At 35.8% G+C, this 19,621-nt stretch carries 15 protein-coding genes; 14 read left to right on the top strand and 1 reads right to left on the bottom strand.

Annotation, left to right across the window (positions count from 1 at the left end):
• The 14 genes from BQ7352_RS01840 (at position 1) to ppdK (ending at position 17,657) form a co-directional block, all read left to right on the top strand.
• Positions 1-1,179, top strand: coding sequence for a BMP family ABC transporter substrate-binding protein (locus BQ7352_RS01840; RefSeq protein WP_072446495.1), 1,179 nt, complete (start codon positions 1-3; stop codon positions 1,177-1,179).
• Positions 1,180-1,473: 294 nt separating this feature from the next.
• Positions 1,474-3,354 (top strand): polysaccharide biosynthesis protein, encoded by a 1,881-nt coding sequence (locus BQ7352_RS01835; protein WP_083429823.1) that lies wholly within the window; start codon positions 1,474-1,476, stop codon positions 3,352-3,354.
• Positions 3,355-3,373: 19 nt separating this feature from the next.
• Entirely contained in the window at positions 3,374-4,567 is a 1,194-nt protein-coding gene (locus tag BQ7352_RS01830) for a DegT/DnrJ/EryC1/StrS family aminotransferase (protein ID WP_072446494.1), read from the top strand.
• Positions 4,568-4,577: 10 nt separating this feature from the next.
• Positions 4,578-5,258 (top strand): sugar transferase, encoded by a 681-nt coding sequence (locus tag BQ7352_RS01825; RefSeq protein ID WP_072446493.1) that lies wholly within the window; start codon positions 4,578-4,580, stop codon positions 5,256-5,258.
• 10 nt (positions 5,259-5,268) lie between these two features.
• Entirely contained in the window at positions 5,269-6,264 is a 996-nt protein-coding gene (locus BQ7352_RS01820) for a glycosyltransferase family 2 protein (RefSeq protein ID WP_072446492.1), read from the top strand.
• A 50-nt stretch (positions 6,265-6,314) separates the two neighbouring features.
• Entirely contained in the window at positions 6,315-7,787 is a 1,473-nt protein-coding gene (locus tag BQ7352_RS01815; protein ID WP_072446491.1) for an oligosaccharide flippase family protein, read from the top strand.
• Positions 7,780-8,760 (top strand): glycosyltransferase family 2 protein, encoded by a 981-nt coding sequence (locus BQ7352_RS01810; RefSeq protein WP_072446490.1) that lies wholly within the window; start codon positions 7,780-7,782, stop codon positions 8,758-8,760. Before BQ7352_RS01815 ends, BQ7352_RS01810 begins: the two co-directional genes overlap by 8 nt.
• Entirely contained in the window at positions 8,761-9,555 is a 795-nt protein-coding gene (locus tag BQ7352_RS01805; RefSeq protein ID WP_072446489.1) for a LicD family protein, read from the top strand.
• A gap of 20 nt (positions 9,556-9,575) precedes the next feature.
• Complete coding sequence (locus tag BQ7352_RS01800) at positions 9,576-10,409, top strand: LicD family protein (protein ID WP_072446488.1); 834 nt, start codon at positions 9,576-9,578, stop codon at positions 10,407-10,409.
• Positions 10,399-11,499, top strand: coding sequence for a glycosyltransferase (locus tag BQ7352_RS01795; protein WP_072446486.1), 1,101 nt, complete (start codon positions 10,399-10,401; stop codon positions 11,497-11,499). The genes BQ7352_RS01800 and BQ7352_RS01795 overlap by 11 nt, the downstream gene beginning before the upstream one ends.
• A gap of 43 nt (positions 11,500-11,542) precedes the next feature.
• Positions 11,543-13,090 carry an O-antigen ligase family protein gene (locus BQ7352_RS01790; protein WP_072446484.1) on the top strand — a complete coding sequence of 516 codons (1,548 nt, stop codon included), beginning with the start codon at positions 11,543-11,545 and terminating at the stop codon, positions 13,088-13,090.
• Position 13,091: 1 nt separating this feature from the next.
• A complete protein-coding gene (locus BQ7352_RS14355; RefSeq protein ID WP_143143366.1) occupies positions 13,092-13,784 on the top strand; it encodes an IspD/TarI family cytidylyltransferase in 693 nt (230 codons plus the stop codon).
• A 9-nt stretch (positions 13,785-13,793) separates the two neighbouring features.
• On the top strand, positions 13,794-14,810 hold the full coding sequence (locus tag BQ7352_RS14350) for a zinc-binding dehydrogenase (RefSeq protein WP_143143365.1): 1,017 nt from the start codon (positions 13,794-13,796) through the stop codon (positions 14,808-14,810).
• 222 nt (positions 14,811-15,032) lie between these two features.
• Complete coding sequence (gene ppdK / locus BQ7352_RS01780) at positions 15,033-17,657, top strand: pyruvate, phosphate dikinase (protein ID WP_072446482.1); 2,625 nt, start codon at positions 15,033-15,035, stop codon at positions 17,655-17,657.
• A 309-nt stretch (positions 17,658-17,966) separates the two neighbouring features.
• On the opposite strand, the gene BQ7352_RS01775 is transcribed toward ppdK, so the two are convergent.
• Positions 17,967-19,583, bottom strand: coding sequence for an IS66-like element ISRgn2 family transposase (locus tag BQ7352_RS01775; protein ID WP_072446480.1), 1,617 nt, complete (start codon positions 19,581-19,583; stop codon positions 17,967-17,969).
• Positions 19,584-19,621: the final 38 nt, after the last annotated feature.

Raw genomic sequence — 19,621 nt, 5'->3', positions numbered from 1 at the left:
ATGAAAAAGAAAATCTTGGGTGCATTGTTATCCATCGCCATGATTGGAACATTATTTACAGGATGCGGACAGCAGCAGGGGGAAGCAGAAAAAGAAACTTCTAAAAAAGAAGACAGCGCTGACAAGGGCGGCGATGCAAAATTTGAACCGGTTGCAAAAGAAGATTTAAAAGTTGGTGTTATTCATATCGGAGATCCTGCAGATGGTTCTGGATATAGCTATGCTCATGATTTAGGTATTGTAGAAATGCAGAAAGAGTTAGGATTAGAAGATAGCCAGATTATCAGAAAAAATAACATTCCGGATGCAGACCCTACAAAAACAGAGCAGGCAATGAGAGAGTGTATCGAAGAAGGCTGTCAGGTTATTTATGCAACAAGTTTTAACTATATGGATACTTGTGAAGCATTAGCAGAAGAATATCCAGACGTTATCTTTTCTCACGGAACAGGATATAAATCAAATGATACAAACTTCAACAATTATTTCGGAAGAATTTATCAGGCAAGATATTTATCCGGTATTGTTGCAGGTATGAAAACAGAAACAAATAAAATTGGTTATGTAGCTGCAATGGGTTCCGAGAACTCTGAAGTAACAGGCGGAGCAGATGCGTTTGCCATTGGTGTTGCAGAAGTTAATCCAGATGCACAGGTTTATGTAAAGGTTACAAACAGCTGGCTTTCTCCTACAGAAGAAACAAATGCAGCAAAAGCTCTGATTGCAGAAGGATGTGATGTAATCGGACAGCATTGTGATACACCAAACCCACAGACAGAAGCAGAAGCAGCAGGAGTATGGGGCGTAGGTTACAACTCTGATATGGAAAAAGACGCACCGGGCGCTACTTTAACATCTGTTATCTGGAACTGGGGCAAATACTACACAGAAGCTACGAAAAAAGTTATTGACGGAACATGGACTGCTGAAAACTACTTCGGTGGTATGAAAGAAGGTTTAGTGGATATTGCACCATTAAACGAAGACTTAGTTGCGCCTGGAACACAGGAAAAAGTTGACGAAGCAAGAAAACGCATTGTAGAAGAAGGATTTAACGTATTTGACGGTGTTCTGGAAACAAATGACGGAAAAACAGTTGGTGAAGAAGGTAAAACTTTAGATGATGCAACGATCACAGGCGGAATTAACTGGTATTATAAAAATATCGTTGTAAAATAAGTATACGATTTTTAAAAGAAGCATTGCAAAATGGCTGGTATATATCCGTTTTGCGATGCTTTTTTATTTCATAGGACAGAATTTCCTATGAAATAAAAAATGCTCCGACAACTAAAAGATAAAAAAGTATAGTATTTTTTGAGAAGGGAATGGTAGTTTTATAGACTTTTAATAGTTGAAATGAGATTTTGACTTGTTTCATATAGGAGTTTGAGATATAATACTGTGAGAGTATGGGTAAAAGGAAAATAAAGTAATTGTAAAATATATTAAAGTTGAAAGGGAACAAAAGACGTGAAACAGAATATAAAAGAACAAAGATTACTAGATTTGCAATGGGTAAGGCGGGCATTGCTTCTGCTCTTAGGAGATATTGCAATTATTGCGATAGCTTCGGTGGGGGCACTGATTGCCAGATTTGACTTTTCCTATAGCAGCATTGATGCAGAATATTTAGAAAGCATGTATCATTACTTACCTATTCATATGGTTACAACGCTGTTGGTATTTTATTTTTGTAAAATGTATCATAGCCTTTGGAAGTTTGTCAGTATTCATGAATTAGGGTATATCCTGTTAGCAAATGTCGTATCTTTTTTTATGCAGATTACAGGGTTTCATTTGTTACAATATCCTATTCCCAGAAGTTATTTTTTTGCGGAAATTTTGTTGCAGACTGTGATGGTTGTAGGAATACGATTTTCCTATCGTTTTTGCCGATACTTAAAGGAAGCAAGAGAACAGCGATTTGGCTGCGGACAGCCTCAAAAAAGAGTTATGATTATTGGGGCAGGAGATGCAGGCCGTGTCATTATTAAAGAAATCTTAGACAGCCGTTTTCTTACAATGAAAGTATGCTGTGTAATTGATGATGACCGAAATAAAGAAGGGCGATATATTAATGGTATTCCTATTGTAGGAGATCGCTCTGCAATTTTAAAAAGTGTAGAAAAATACAAAATCGATAAGATTATACTGGCAATGCCTTCTGCGTCTAAAGAAGAAAGAAGCGAAATTCTTGAGATATGCAAAATGGCTAAGTGCGAGTTGAAAATATTGCCAGGTATGTATCAGTTAATTGACGGTGAACTGAACATAGGAAAATTGAGAGATGTTGAAATTACAGATTTGCTGGGCAGAGATCCTATACAGGTTAATCTGGATGAAATCATGGGATATGTAGAACAGAAAGTTGTAATGGTGACAGGTGGGGGTGGCTCTATTGGAAGCGAACTGTGCCGCCAGATTGCCATGTATAATCCAAAACAGCTGATTATTTTTGATATATATGAAAATAATGCGTACGAAATTCAGCAGGAGCTAAAAAGACATTACCCAGATTTGAACTTAGTGGTGTTAATCGGTTCTGTGAGAAATACACACAGAATTGAAACTGTATTTGAGAAATATCGTCCGGATATTGTATATCATGCAGCTGCACATAAACATGTACCGCTTATGGAGGACAGTCCAAACGAAGCAATTAAAAACAATGTTTTCGGAACTTATAAAACAGCAAAGGCGGCCAGCGAATATGGCGTGAAGAGATTTGTTTTAATTTCTACAGATAAAGCTGTAAATCCTACAAACATTATGGGAGCATCAAAGCGTTTGTGTGAAATGATTGTACAGAGCTTTGATAAGATTTCAGAGACAGAATTTGTGGCAGTGCGTTTCGGAAATGTGCTGGGAAGTAATGGCAGTGTAATTCCGTTATTTAAAAAGCAGATTGCAGAAGGTGGTCCGGTTACAGTGACCCATAAAGATATTATCAGATACTTTATGACTATTCCGGAAGCAGTATCTTTAGTTTTACAGGCAGGTGCTTATGCTCGGGGAGGCGAAATTTTTGTACTGGAAATGGGAGCGCCTGTCAGAATTGATGATATGGCAAGAAATTTAATTCGTCTTTCAGGTTATACACCAGACGTAGACATTAAAATTGAATATACAGGTCTTCGCCCAGGAGAAAAATTGTATGAAGAACTTCTCATGGCAGAAGAAGGTATGAAAGAAACTGCTAATAAGTTAATTCATATTGGAAAACCGATTGAGATGGACGAAGAAACATTTTTTGATGAATTAGCGGAGTTGAAAGATGCTTGCTATAATGATGATGAAAGAATTAAAGAAAAAGTACAGCAGTTGGTTCCTACTTATTGTATTAAGAAATAAAATCATGGAGGCATAAACAATGAACGTTTTATTTTCACCACCAGATATTACAGAAAGTGAAATTGCGGAAGTAGTAGATACATTAAGAAGCGGCTGGATTACAACCGGTCCGAAAACAAAATTATTTGAAAAGAATATTGCGGAATTTTGTCATACAAGTAAAGCAGTATGTCTAAATTCAGCTACGGCTTGTTCAGAGATGGCATTACGGGCATTAGGCATTGGACCGGGGGATGAGGTTATTACTTCTGCTTATACTTATACAGCTTCTGCAAGTGTGGTCTGTCATGTAGGAGCAAAACTTGTTCTTGTAGATACAGGGAAAAATTCTTACGAAATGGATTATGATAAACTGGAAGCTGCAATTACAGAGAAAACAAAAGCAGTAATTCCTGTGGATCTGGCAGGTATTGTATGTGATTATAAAAGAATATTTGAAATTTTAGAACGAAAGAAACATCTGTTTCAGCCGGCAAATAAAATCCAGAGACAGATAGGCAGAGTAGCTGTTGTGGCAGATGGAGCTCATGCCTTTGGCGCTGCAAGAGAGGGGAAACATTGCGGAGAGATTGCGGATTTTACAAGTTTTTCTTTCCATGCAGTTAAAAATCTGACAACAGCAGAAGGCGGAGCGCTTGTATGGCGAGATATTGATGGGATAGATAATGAAGAACTGTATAAGCAGTTTATGTTATTCTCACTTCATGGACAGTCTAAAGACGCATTGGCTAAGACTCAGTTGGGCGCATGGGAATATGATATTGTAGCGCCATATTTTAAATGTAATATGACCGATATTATGGCGTCTATCGGTTTGGCACAACTAGAAAGATATCCTGCGATTTTAGCGCGCAGAAAAGAAATGATTAAAATGTATGATAAAAGCTTTGAAGGAGAGAATATAGAACATCTTCATCATTATGGGAAAGATTTTTCTTCAAGCGGTCACTTATATATTACCAGACTGCCAGGAAAAACAAGAAAAGAATGTAATGAAATTATTACAAGAATGGCAGAAAAAGGGATTGCCACAAATGTGCATTTTAAACCTCTTCCAATGCTTACAGCATATAAAAATCTGGGATTCGATATTGCAGATTATCCAAATGCTTATGAAATGTTCTCTAATGAAATTACATTGCCATTGCATACGAAATTGACAGATGAAGAAGTAGAGTATGTAATTAAATCCTTTAAAGAATGTATAAGATAGGAAAAGAATAATGAAAAAGTGGAAAGAACTTCCTCCGGAAATGCAAACAGAGGAAGTAAGAAAATATTATAAGATACTGGAAAAGCATAAGGCCGGGCTGGTGGCCAAACGCATTTTCGATGTTGTTGTCGCAGGTATTCTGCTGATATTGCTTTCTCCGGTGCTTTTGGTTTTAAGTATTATGATAAAACTGGATTCTAAAGGACCAGTGCTTTTCAGACAGGTTCGAGTAACCACTTATGGAAAAAAATTCCGTATTTGTAAATTTCGTACTATGGTAGAAAATGCGGAAAAAATTGGTACACAGGTTACGACTAAGGGAGATATGCGTGTAACAAGAATGGGAAAACTGTTAAGAGGCTGTCGGTTAGATGAGCTTCCTCAGTTATTTAATATTCTTGCAGGCGATATGACTTTTGTGGGAACAAGACCGGAAGTAGAAAAATATGTTGCCCATTATACTGATGAAATGAAAGCAACATTGTTACTTCCTGCAGGTGTTACTTCAAGAGCAAGTATTGAATATAAAGACGAAGAAAAGTTACTGGAAGATGCACAAAATGCAGATGAGGTTTATATTCATCAGGTACTGCCTGAAAAAATGAAATATAATTTAAAAGCCATTGAAAAATTCAGCTTTTTTGAGGATATTAAAACCATGTTTGCGACAGTAGCAGCAGTAATAAAATAGGAGTTTTCAGATGATTATATCAGTTTGTGTGGTTGCATATAATGAGCAGAATGCCCTGCCGGCTTTATTAGAGTGTATAAAGAGTCAGGATTATCCTCATAACCAGATGGAAGTCGTTTTGATTGACAGTAAATCTGAAGATGCAACAAAGAAAATCATGGAGAAATTCCGTGATGAGAATAAAGATTTTATTAACGTGCAGGTTTTAGATAACCCGAGGAAAATTCAGGCTGCCGGGTGGAATGTGGCTATAGAGAATTATCAGGGAGATGTTATCATACGAGTAGATGCACACGCTGCAATTCCTCATGATTTCGTACAAAAAAATGCAGAGGTTCTTAAAAGCGGGGAATATGTATCCGGCGGAGTAAGACCTAATATGATTGACGAGAGTACTCCATGGAAAGAAACTCTCCTTTTGGCAGAGCAGTCTATGTTTGGAAGCAGCATTGCTCCTTATAGAAGAAGTGAAAAAAAGACGTATGTAAAGTCTGTTTTTCACGGAGCATATAAAAGAGAAGTATTTGATAAAGTCGGACTTTTTAATGAGCAGTTAGGAAGAACAGAAGACAATGAAATTCATTACAGAATTCGACAGGCAGGATATAAAATATGTTATTCCTCTGATATTATTTCTTATCAGCACACCAGAAGTTCCTTAAAAGCCATGCTGAAACAGAAATATGGCAACGGATATTGGGTAGCGCTGACTTTAAAAGCCTGTCCGAAATGTTTGTCTGTTTATCATTTTGTGCCTTTTTGCTTTGTGTTGGGAATTATCGGTACAAGCATCCTGGCAGCATTTGGATTTCCATTCCTTGCCTATCTGATGTGGGGAATGTACTGGCTTGCTGCAGTAGCAATGTCTGTTTTATCTGTAAAAGGAGTAAAAAAGACATGGTGTCAGTTAGCACTTCCGTTTCTATTTTTCTTATTACATGTTAGTTACGGAATTGGAAGTCTAGTGGGTATGGTAAAATTGCCATTTTGGAAATATAAGAAGTAAACGGAATTATACATAATGTGAAAATACGCCGTGAAGCAATAGGAGAATTTATGAAAGATATTAGAATGAATGCGTTAGCTAATACGCTGGTCAGGCTACTGAATATATTTTTTCCGTTAATTACAACTGCATATCTATCTAGAATTTTGAGTAAGCAGTTATATGGAGAATTTAATATTGCTAATACGTACTTGAATTGGTTTATTCCTTTTGCAACATTGGGAATATATAATTATGGAATAAGGGAGATTAGTAAGGTTAAAAACAATATTGATAAAATAAATACAATGTTTTCCATGCTATTTTATACTTCCGTTTTTTGTACAGCGGTTACATCAGTATTTTATATTGTCATTATGCCTATATATACAAAGAAGCCAAGTGTACATTTATTAATGATTATTCTTGGAATACAGTTAGTGGCCCAAATTTTTTATATCGAATGGATTAATGAGGCTTTTGAAAATTATACGTTTCTATTTTATAAAACCTTGTTAATTCGTATTATAATGCTTGTTTCGATATTTACATTTGTTAAAGAAGCTGACGATATAGTTCAATATGCCCTTATTATGTCTATTAGTCAGTTTTTAAATTATTTTATTAGTTATCTTTGGATAAAAAAAGAGGTACATTTTGTTAAAGTACCTCTTGAAAATTTTAAGTATCTAATAAAACCTTTACTGGGAGTATTTTTGATGTCAAATGCGGGAATGTTGTATACAAATCTTGATCTGACTTTTGTATCTAAAGTAGGGGTTCCAGAACAAGTATCTTATTATGCCAATGGACAAAGGATGATTATGCTTATTTCTGGAGTGGTTAGCGGTGCAATTAGTGTTAGTGTTCCTAGGTTGAGTTATTATATAGGAATGGAAGATGAGGGCGCATATCAGCGACTTATTAATAAAAGCAGTAGTATGTTTAGCTTCTTAATGGCACCTATTGGAATGGGGTTGGTTGTTTTGGGCGTGCAGGCAACTGTTTTAATGTATGGTACACGTTATATGGCAGGTGGAGTTGTTACACAGGTTTTTGCGTTTAGAACAATATCGTGGGCATTAGAAATTATAATGGGAACACAGGTTATTTTAATTAGAGGTTTTGAAAATAAGCTATCATTATTTTACATTGTTGGTGGATTGTGTAATCTTGTTTTTAATAGTATTTTATATCTATGTGGTGTTGTACAGCCACAATACTATGTTTTAACAACATTGCTGTCAGAATATGTTCTTCTATTTATAGAATATTGTTTTATTCGTAAAAATGAATTGGCAGATTTAAAAGAAGTTTTTGCGCCGTTTATAAAATACACATGTGTTGTGGTAGGATTTGTTCCGTTAGCTCTTTTGGTCAATAGGTTTATACCAACAAATATGGTTATAGATACAAACTTTATATTAAATATTATTGTAACAATTATTGTTTGTGCAATTTATTATTTTCTTGTATTAATCCTTGTTAAAGACAAAATTTTGGTAGAAGTATTAGAAAGGATTAGGAAAAGATTACATGGATAAAATTAGTGTTATTGTTCCTGTCTACAATGTCAGGAAGTATTTAAAGAAAGCCATTTATTCTATTATTAACCAGAAATATAGAAATCTGGAAATTATTCTTGTTGACGATGGCTCAACAGATGGCAGTGGTGAAATATGTGATGAATTTAAAGAAATAGATGATAGAATTGTTGTATATCATAAAGAAAATGGTGGTCAATCGTCAGCGAGAAATTATGGGATTCAAAAAGCGATTGGGGACTATATTATTTTTATAGACAGTGATGATTATATTCATCCAGAAATGATTTTATCTTTATATGAAGAAATAAAGAAATCAAAAGCTGATGTATCAGTTTGCGGGATTATGAATGTATATAATACAAAAGAAGTTCCTCAGTGCAATAATACAGAGTTACAATTTATATGTACTGAAAAAGAGTTTTTGAAGGAGCTACTCATTGGCGAAAAAGTTCCTGGATCTATCTGTAATAAATTATTAAAAAAGGAAATAGCTGAAAAATTATCTTTTCCAGAAGGGAAAATTTATGAAGATGCTTTCTATCATTTAGATTTAATTAAGATTGCAAAAACTTATGTGGTTACAACAAAACCATATTATTATTATTATCATCGAAGTAATAGTAGTACAACAGAGAAGTATAATTCAAAAAGATTGGATGCGATAGAGGTGTACGCGAAATATGCCAAGTATATTGAAAAGGAATATCCTGATTTAAAACAGGAAGCCTTTTTTAGGCTGTCTCATTCGTATTTTGTTGTTTTGGATAGTATGTTATTGGTTGATAATTATAAAAAATTAGAGGATTATCCGTCTGTTATAAATTTTTTAAAAAAGAATGCTTTTAGAATATTTAAAAATTCAATTTTTAGAAAAGGTCGGCGTATCGCAGCATTAGCGTTAAAAATTAATGTATCTTTTTATAGAAAGTTGATGTTAGAAGACTTAAAGAGAAATAAAGGGATTAATTAAATGAAAAAATTATCAAATGATGAAGTTAAACAAGTGGAATTGGATATTTTGAGTTATGTTGATCGTTTTTGTAGAGAGCATAATTTGAAATATATTATAAACTATGGCACATTGATCGGAGCGGTTCGTCATGGTGGATTTATACCTTGGGATGATGATATTGATATATCTATGCCAAGAGATGATTATGAAATGTTAATTACAAAATTCCCCCAAAATGGACGATATAAAATTTTAGACTATAGAAGTGATAATAATTATTACAATAATTTTATTAAGATTATAGATACAAAAACTACGATTGTGGATAATCGTAATGATAAAACATATGAATCAGGGTTATTTATTGATATTTTTCCAATGGACAGATTTAATGATCTTAAAGTTGTAGATAAAACTTATAATTTAGAAAGTTTTAAACTTTTATCATTTAGTAAGCATCATAATATTGTTTATGGTGACAGTATTATTAAAGATATGATAAGAAGTACGTGCTGGTTCTTTTTAAAACCTGTTTCACCAAGATATTTCGCAGGTAGAATTGAAAAGGTCATTGAAAAATATAAATGTCAGAATGGAAAGTATATTGGACTGCTTGCTTCAAAATTTAAAGAAAAAGAAGTTTTATTATTTGATCCTTTTGAAGAAATAATAGAGATATCCTTTGAGAATTTAAGACTTAAGGCACCTAAGGAATATGACAAATTATTAAGGCAGTACTATGGTGACTATATGGAATTTCCCCCTGTTGAGAAACAGGTAAATCCCCATGAGCTTGATGCGTATTATAAGTAAAATAAGAGAGGAAAAAATAGATGGAACCGATACAAGAAAAAAGTTTAGAAATGGCAGAGTATTTTGTTTCTTTTTGCAATGAACATAATTTACTATGTTATTTATGCGGTGGCGGTGCAATCGGATCCCTTCGTCATGGTGGGTTTATACCTTGGGATGACGACTTGGATTTTTTTATGCCAAGAAAAGATTATGAAAAGCTTGCTAAGTTGTGGAATGAAGAGGCTGATTCTCGTTATTTTCTGTCGAAAAGCAATGTAGACTATTTAGATCGCAATTTATTTATTACAATAAGGGATAAAGAGACAACGTGTGTTAAGCCATATCAGATAGATCTTGATATACCTCATGGTTTAGCTTTGGATGTATTACCGCTTGATTTTTATCCAAAGAAAAAAGGTGATAGAAAAAAACAAGTGATATGGGCAATGATTTATTCATTGTTTTGTGCCCAGACAATACCTGAAAAACATGGAGGAGTATTAAAAAGCGGAAGTAAAATTCTCTTGGGATTAGTTCCGAGTCGAAAAATGCGCTATAAAATTTGGAAGAAAGCTGAAAAAGAAATGACAAAGTACACAAGAGATAGTAGTGATGGTATTACTGAATTATGTTCAGGACCATATTATATGAAGAAGAAATATCCTATTGGCGCATTTGAAAAAAGTATATTTGTTCCGTTTGAGAATACAAAAATGCCCATACCATGTGGATATGATAGTTATTTAAGTACAGCTTTTGGCGATTATATGACACCTCCTCCAAAGGATAAACAGGTGGCACATCATGATGCTGTACTATTAGATTTAGAAAAAAGTTATCTTGATTATCATGGAGAGTATAATGCAAAATAAAAAGAAAGTATTATTTTATTTATGGTCCTTTTCGTTAGGTGGCGGTGCTGAAAAAATTTTGGCAACAATTGCAAACAATTTGGATCCAGATAAATATGAAATAGATATTTTAGAAATAGAGCATTTTGATAAAGGATTTCCTTTGTTGCGGAAAGATATTAAAGTTTTGAAACCATATAAGTTGAAAAAACATTGTCGGCTTATAGAAGCTTTTATGTGGCGTCTTCGTTTTTGGTGCCCTGATTTGGTTAGACGTCATTTAGTTAAGGACATATATGATATAGAAATTTCTTTTACAATTATGAACCCACCTATGCCGTTTTCTAAGAGAAAAGATGTAAAGAAAATTGCATGGATTCATGGAAGTATTGAAAATATGCCTGAAAATGAGAAGTATTGCCAGTTGCACAAAAAACATCTGGGAAGTGCGGATACAATTGTAGCGATTTCAGAAAAAACAAGAAAATCTATTGAAGAAGTGTTTCCTGATTACAGAGAGAAAATTATTACTGTTTACAATGGTTATAATTTTCAAAATATTAGAGAATTGGCTAGAGAAAAGATTGATATTACAATAGAAGAAAAGAGTATATGTTCTATTGGGCGTATAGAAAAATTAAAAGGAACAGATAGAACACTAGAATTGATAAGAAAATTGCACAAAAAAGGATATCCTTATCATATATACTATATTGGCGCCGGTGAACAAGAAAGGGAGTTAAAAGAAAAGACAGAAAGATATAATTTGACGGGATATGTACATTTTCTTGGTTATCAGGCTAATCCGTATAAGTATTTGAAAGAGATGAAGGTGTTGGTTACAATGTCATTGCAGGAAGGATTTTCTGGAACATGTGTGGAAGCATTAAGTCTTGGAGTTCCCTTTGTATCTACTGATGTAGGTGGAGCAAAAGAACTTTCACAAGATGGAGTTATGGGGAAAATAGTGAGGACCGATGAGGAAGCAATGAATGCTATAATACAGTATGTTTCCACTGAAAACCGTCCAGATTATCAGGAAATGCGGGACTTTATAGAGAAATTTACAATAGAAAATCAAATGCAAAAAATTAATGACATGTTAGATTAAAAACTAGATTATGAAAATGATTAAAGAAAGGAAGAAAAGTTGCTTGAGGATAAAGAAAATAGTTAATAAGGTAGAAGAATATTATGTTATTGTGACAATCATGTGTTATGTTTTGTGTGGACTTGCTCCAGTTGTTGCAGCAATTAAATATACACCATTATACAGTTACCAGAAATATCTTGGGATTATAGGAATATTGATTATACTAGTAGACATAATAGTAAACAAAACTATATATAGAGAAAAGTATAGTTTACTTTTATATGCGCTACTTTTTATTGCATCAGTTTCTTCAGTAATGACAATTAATTATGGATTTAAAAAAAATATATTTAATTTAGCTTGGACGCTGATAATGTTTTTTATCTTTTATCAGTTTTCCTTAAAATGTGGTATGGAACGATTTAAAAATATATGTCATAAATTATATTATATAATTGCTGTAATTTGGCTAATGGCAATCATATTTTCAATTATTAGTTTTTTGTATAATGTAGGATATGGACTTATTACGAATCCTTACACACCAGAAGCTTTAACACGACAGGGATTTTCAGAAAATAGGCTTTTTGGTGTATTTATGTCTATAAATGTTGCTGCCATTACGTCAGGTGTTTTATTGCTTATATCTATTTATATGTTAGGTAAAGAAAAAAAGTTATATGCTAAAGGTTTCTGTATTATAAATATGTTTTTTGATATTATATATATCATTTTATCAGGTAGCCGTTCTGCATATTATGGACTTCTTTTTATTGGTATGATATATGTTATATATGCGATATATTCATATTTAAAGCCGAAAAAGAGTGTTATTGTAAAGTGGTCTTTATCATTATTCGGAAGCGTCGTTTCGGTGATATGTATTATGATAGCAGTTTCTGTAGCGAAAAATGTTTTAGAAACAGTGCCTAAATTTTCAATTTTTGAAAATAAAAAAATAGTGTATGAACAGTTTATAGGAAAATTACCATATACAGAAATGCCGGAAAAAGAAAGCCTAAATGAAGAAGAAATAGATGGAGAAATAGATGGAGAAATAGCTGTTGAGAGTGAAAGTTTACATAGAAAGGATATAAGTGCAGAAAATATTTCAAACAATCGCTTCCAAATATGGGGAGATTATTTACGCCTGTATAGAAAAATTGGACTTGTTGGGCTATCACCATGCAACTATTCAAAAGTAATAGCAGAGAACTACCCGGATATATATATAGTTAAATATATAAAAGATTTTCATCCAGATTTGTATGAGGAAGGAACCATTTATCATCCACATAGTTTATATTTAGAAATTTATGTAGCAACAGGAATAATAGGAGTGCTGTGTTTTTTGGGATTTTGGATATTATGCTTAAAAGATGTAATCGTATACTTAAAGTATTATAAAGGAAAAATACCACCCGTCATCGTAATGGGAATGTTAATAGTAATATATGGTTTATTTACATCGATATTCGATCAAGGATTGTTTTTTCTTACAAATATCGTCAGCTGTATTTTTTGGATTGTGTTAGGATATGTTATGACGACAATAACAGAAAAAAGGGGATTAGTCAGAAAAACTAAAAAGTTTCAGGAGGTAAAATAGAATGGTTTTTGGCGCGATATTAGCAGGTGGAACTGGGACAAGAATGGGTTTGGATAAACCAAAACAGTTTTTAATGTTGGGAGAAAAGCCAATTATTATCCATACAGTAGAGAAATTTTTGTTATGCCAGGAATTGGATCAGATTTTTGTAGGTGTACATCCAGACTGGATGATTTACACAGAAGATTTACTTGCAAAATATATACACACAGACAAAAAAGTGATTTTGGTAGCAGGAGGAAAGGACAGAAACGAAACAATTTTTAATATCGTGGAAAGGATTGAGGAAATGTATGGGGAAAGTGAAGAACATATTCTTGTAACGCACGATTCAGTACGTCCTTTTGTAACACTGCGCATGCTTCATGACAATATTGAAGCAGCTAAAAAATATGGTGCATGTGACACTGTTGTGGCAGCTATCGACACTATTGTAGTTTCAGAAGACGGAGAAGTTATTAAGGACATTCCAAACAGAAAAAATATGTTTCAGGGACAGACACCTCAATCTTTTAATATGAGTATGCTGAAAAAATTATATTATGAACTTTCTATTGAAGAAAAGGAAATCCTTACAGATGCATGTAAAATATGTGTGGTAAGAGGAGTATCGGTGAAACTGGTACGAGGTGAAATTTCTAATATAAAAATTACAACCGTAGATGATATGAAAATGGCTCAGGCAATGCTTTAGGAGGCTGTTATGTTAAATAGTGTATATCAACTTATTAGCCCGAAAATTATTTCAATTAAATATCAGGACATCAGTTTTGAGGATGAAGTGTTGGTGCGTCCTGATTATCTGGCACTTTGCCATGCAGATCAGAGATATTATCAGGGAAAAAGGGACGCAAAGGTTCTCCGTAAAAAACTTCCGATGGCATTGATACACGAGGGATGCGGAACTGTTTTATATGATCCAACTCATACATTTCAGCCAGGTGAAAAAGTGATTATGATTCCCAATGTTTTAAGTACAGACCGTGAGGATGAAATTTTTGAGAATTATCGAAAAGGCTCTGCTTTTTTAAGCAGTGGACGTGATGGATTTATGAGAGAATTTGTCAACCTAAAACCAGACCGACTAGTGCCATATAAAGAGATTGAAGGGAAAATTGCTGCAATTACAGAATTTGTCAGTGTGGGAATGCATGGCGTAAATCGATTTAGTAAACTTGCACATTCTTATAAAGAAAGAATTGGTGTGTGGGGAGACGGAAGTCTTGCATTTGTAGTAAGCAGTATCTTAAAATATCGTTTTCCTGCAAGCAAAATTTGTGTGATGGGAAAAAATGCAGACAAGCTCAATCAATTTTCTTTTGCAGATGAAATCCATCTGATTGATGATTTGACAGACGGATTTACTGTAGACCATGCATTTGAGTGTGCCGGCGGTGAAGGAAGCGCTTATGCCATAGATGACATTATTCGTTTTATCAATCCCCAAGGTGTGGTTGCTTTGATGGGAGTATCAGAAGCAAAAGTACCGATTAATACTAGGGATATATTAGAAAAGGGGCTTGTTTTTGTAGGATGCAGCCGTTCTGGACGTGAGGACTTTGAAAATGCAGTTGATTTTATGAAAGATAAAAAAATCCAAAATCGTTTAAATAGTATAATTTATGAAACTGAGCCTGTAGAAAAATTATTAGATATTCATAGAGTATTTAGTGTGGATATGAATACTAATTTTAAAACGGTGTTTCAGTGGAAAATATAAAAAAAAATAAAATATAAGTAAAAAACAAGATATTCTGGCAGTTATGCTGACAAAAGCAGAAAAAATATTGTTAAAATTTGCGGATTTTTTAAATATTCTTGCTTGACTATCTTACTTCTTATGTTAAAATATATTGTGTGCGGGTACATTTCGCCCGCACTGAGAAAAATAGAAACTAGAAGTTTATTTTTCCAGTATCTACATTTAGGAGGAATGTTCAAAATGGCAAAATGGGTTTATATGTTCACCGAAGGTGACGCATCCATGAGAAACACTCTCGGTGGTAAAGGTGCAAACCTTGCTGAGATGACAAAATTAGGTCTTCCAGTACCACAGGGATTTACAATTACAACAGATGCTTGTACTCAGTACTATGAAGATGGAAGAAAGATTAACGATGAAATCATGGAACAGATCATGGAAGCTATCGTTAAAATGGAAGAAGTAACAGGAAAGAAATTCGGAGATAAAGAAAATCCACTTCTTGTATCTGTTCGTTCCGGAGCAAGAGCTTCTATGCCAGGTATGATGGATACAATCCTGAACCTTGGTTTAAATGAAGAAGTTGTTGAAACTCTGGCAGCAGCATCAGGAAATGCTCGTTGGGCATGGGACTGCTACAGAAGATTTATCCAGATGTACTCTGACGTAGTTATGGAAGTTGGTAAGAAATACTTCGAAGAACTTATCGACAAAATGAAAGAAGAAAAGGGTGTTACCCTTGACGTTGAACTTACAGCAGAAGATTTAAAAACTCTGGCTGGACAGTTCAAAGCTGAATATAAAGAAAAAATCGGTGAAGAATTCCCAGCAGATGCTAAAGAGCAGTTAATGGGAGCTGTTAAAGCCGTATTCCGTTCTTGGGACAACCCACGTGCTAACGTATATCGTCGTGACAACGATATCCCATATTCTTGGGGTACAGCTGTTAACGTACAGATGATGGCATTCGGTAACATGGGTGATGACTGTGGTACAGGTGTTGCATTTACTCGTGACCCAGCAACAGGTGAAAATGGTCTGTTCGGAGAATTCCTGACAAATGCACAGGGTGAAGATGTTGTTGCCGGAGTTCGTACTCCAATGCACATTTCAGAAATGGAACAGAAATTCCCAGAAGCATTTGCTCAGTTCAAAGAAGTTTGCAAAACTCTGGAAACACATTACAGAGATATGCAGGATATGGAATTTACAGTAGAACACGGTAAATTATATATGTTACAGACACGTAACGGTAAGAGAACAGCTCAGGCTGCTCTGAAAATCGCTTGTGACCTTGTAGACGAAGGTATGAGAACAGAAGAAGAAGCAGTTGCAATGATCGATCCACGTAACTTAGATACACTGCTTCACCCACAGTTTGATGCTGCTGCTTTAAAAGCTGCAACACCAATGTCCAAAGCACTTGGAGCATCTCCGGGAGCTGCTTGCGGTAAAATCGTATTCACAGCTGATGACGCTGTTGAATGGGCTGCAAGAGGAGAAAAAGTTATCCTTGTTCGTCTGGAAACATCACCAGAAGACATCACAGGTATGAAGAGCGCTCAGGGTATCCTGACAGTTCGTGGTGGTATGACATCTCACGCAGCAGTAGTTGCTCGTGGTATGGGAACATGCTGTGTATCCGGTTGTGGTGATATCACAATGGATGAAGCAAACAAGAAATTTACATTAGCTGGTAAAGAATTCCATGAAGGAGACAGCATTTCTCTGGATGGTTCTACAGGTGCTATCTATGATGGAATTATCCCAACAGTAGATGCTACAATCGCTGGTGAATTCGGAAGAATTATGGGATGGGCTGATAAATACAGAACAATGAAAGTTCGTACAAATGCTGATACTCCGGCAGATGCTATCAAAGCTCGTGAGCTTGGTGCAGAAGGTATCGGTCTTTGCCGTACAGAGCACATGTTCTTCGAAGGTGACAGAATTGACGCATTCCGTGAAATGATTTGTTCTGAAACAGTAGAAGAAAGAGAAGCTGCTCTTGAAAAAATCCTTCCAGAACAGCAGGGAGATTTCGAAAAATTATACGAAGCTCTTGAAGGTAACCCGGTTACTATTCGTTTCTTGGATCCACCATTACATGAGTTCGTTCCTACAACAGAGGAAGATATCAAGAAATTAGCAGATGCTCAGGGCAAAACAGTTGAACAGATTAAAGCAATCATCGACTCCCTTCATGAGTTCAACCCAATGATGGGACATCGTGGATGCCGTCTTGCAGTTACTTACCCAGAAATTGCTAAGATGCAGACAAAAGCTGTTATCCGTGCAGCAATTAACGTACAGAAAGCTCATGCTGACTGGAACGTTTGCCCAGAAATCATGATCCCACTTGTTGGAGATACAAAAGAATTGGCATACGTTAAGAAATTCGTTGTTGAAACAGCTGACGCTGAAATCGCAGCAGCTGGTATTGAATTACACTACGAAGTTGGTACAATGATTGAAATCCCAAGAGCTGCATTAACAGCTGATGAAATCGCTAAAGATGCTGACTTCTTCTGCTTCGGTACAAACGACTTAACACAGATGACTTATGGATTCTCTCGTGATGATGCTGGTAAATTCTTAGAAGCTTACTATGATGCAAAAATCTTCGAAAATGATCCATTCGCTAAATTAGACCAGATTGGTGTTGGTAAATTAATGGAAACAGCTATCAAATTAGGTAAACCTGTAAATCCCAAATTACACATCGGTATCTGTGGAGAACACGGTGGAGATCCAAGTTCCGTAGAATTTTGCCATAAGATTGGTTTAGACTACGTTTCCTGCTCACCATTCCGTGTACCAATCGCTCGTTTAGCTGCTGCGCAGGCTGCAATTAATGCGAAATAATTCACAGAAGGTGAAAAAATTTATATAATTCATGCGAAAGCGTGAAAGTGTCCAAGCATAAAATGAGACCTTGAAACTTTGAGTAATCAGAGCTTCAAGGTCTTTTTTGAAAAATCTTTCCTATTGATAGCAGCCTGTGCTGCCATTAATGAGAAATAAAATATTGCAAAATTTTTCTTGAATTTCTTTTACTTCTATGCTATCCTTTTAACAAGCAAAAGTAAAAGGGAGGTAAGCGCAAAATATTGCTACGCTGCCCATGAATCACGCTTGCACCAAAATGATAGATGCAAGCGTTTTACTCTATGTTTAGTTTTGACAGTTCGCTTTCGCAGTCTCGCTCCATGGGGCAAGCTGTTCCAGCTGTTCATCTGACATTTTAGCGTCTGGCCGCTGTGATAAGAGGTATGTCAGATATTTGTAGGTATTCAGGTCATTCGCTTTTGCCATCTCAACCATTGTATACACAATAGCGCTAGAGGCCGCTCCCTTCGGACTGGCACTGAACAGCCAGTTTTTCCGGCCAACAGTGAATGGTCTGATTGCATTCTCGCTAAGATTATTGGATAAACTGCAATGACCGTCTTCCAGATAGGTCATCAGGGTGTCTTTCCGATTTTGGGCATAGTTCACCGCTTTCGCCAAACGGGTTCCCTTATTTGGACGCTGTTGATCCAGCCAATTCCAGAATGCCTCCAGTATCGGCTTCTCCTTTTCAAGACGGAACTGTTTTCTCTGCTCCGCAGTATGATTTTTTGCTTTTGAGTACCGCTCACAATCAAACAGCTTGGAGCAGAACTGTACTCCCTGCACTGCCGGAAGGCTGTAATCATACTCTTTCCCTTTCGGTATGGCATCTGTGAAGTAACGTCTCACATGTGCCCAGCAAGAGCATCGTTTGATATCCGGCAGATCGTTATAACCCTGGTATCCATCAGTCTCCAGATATCCGCTGAACCCCTGCAGGAAAGATGCTGCATGGAACTTTGCCCTTGTCTCTGTGTAATGATAGAGCAGGATCGGCGGAAGCCCATCTTCTCCACTGCGGAAGAGCCACATCCAGGAACCTGTTTCAGGATTGCGCTCCGGCTCATTCAGTACCTGAACCCGGGTTTCATCTGCCATCAGATATTTACGCATCCGTAACTGACGGTGAAAATAATCATAAACATGACAGAGGTAATTCTCGGCACAGTAAATGATCCAGTTAGCAAGCGTAGCCCGGCTTAATGGGACACCCAGCTGCTTCCATTCCGATTCCTGCCGGTTTAATGGCAGACCATTCTGGTACTTCTGGTGCATTGCCCATCCTACAACGGATTCCGATGCATAACTTTCTGGGATCAATGGTTCCTGGACAGGCGCTTTGACAAATGTCTGATCATCCGGGTGTTCCTCTGATATGGCACACTCCGGGCATTTATAGGTTTCACGATAGATATTTACTACTTTCCCTTTGGCAGGGGTAAACCGGAATTCATGGCGGACGAATTCTTTCCCAATACATTCCATCTGTGTTCCGCAGGTTGGACAGTTTCGCTCCTCCTCCGGAAGAGAAATGATCTCGTCGCAGGAAGGGACATTTTTAAAGAGATCTGCATGTGTCCGTCGTGCTTTTCGCTTATGTTCCGGAACAGTGATGTCATCAGGAAGTTCCTGTTTCCATGTCGGATCTGCCTCCTGCTCGGCTTCATCAAAAAGATTCAGCTGACCATCGATATCTTTCCGTTTTTCACTGGAAGTACCAAAGAGTTTCTTCGTGAGATATTCAATCTGCTGACGAAGGTTTTCTTTTTCCAGACGGTCTGCTTCCAATGTTTTTTGTAAAGACTGGATCAGTTCTGTCTGTGCGGAAATCGTCTTATTCAGTTGGTTGATCATGTCCTTGTACGCAAGGATTTTTGAATCTTTTGAATTATCGGCCATATGTCTTCTGCTCCTTTTTCATTGCTCTTATTATACCA

Source organism: Blautia sp. Marseille-P3201T (assembly GCF_900120295.1).
Lineage (GTDB): Bacteria > Bacillota > Clostridia > Lachnospirales > Lachnospiraceae > Blautia.
Note: the sequence above shows the minus strand (reverse complement) of the source record. Positions and strands in the feature narration are given on the sequence as shown.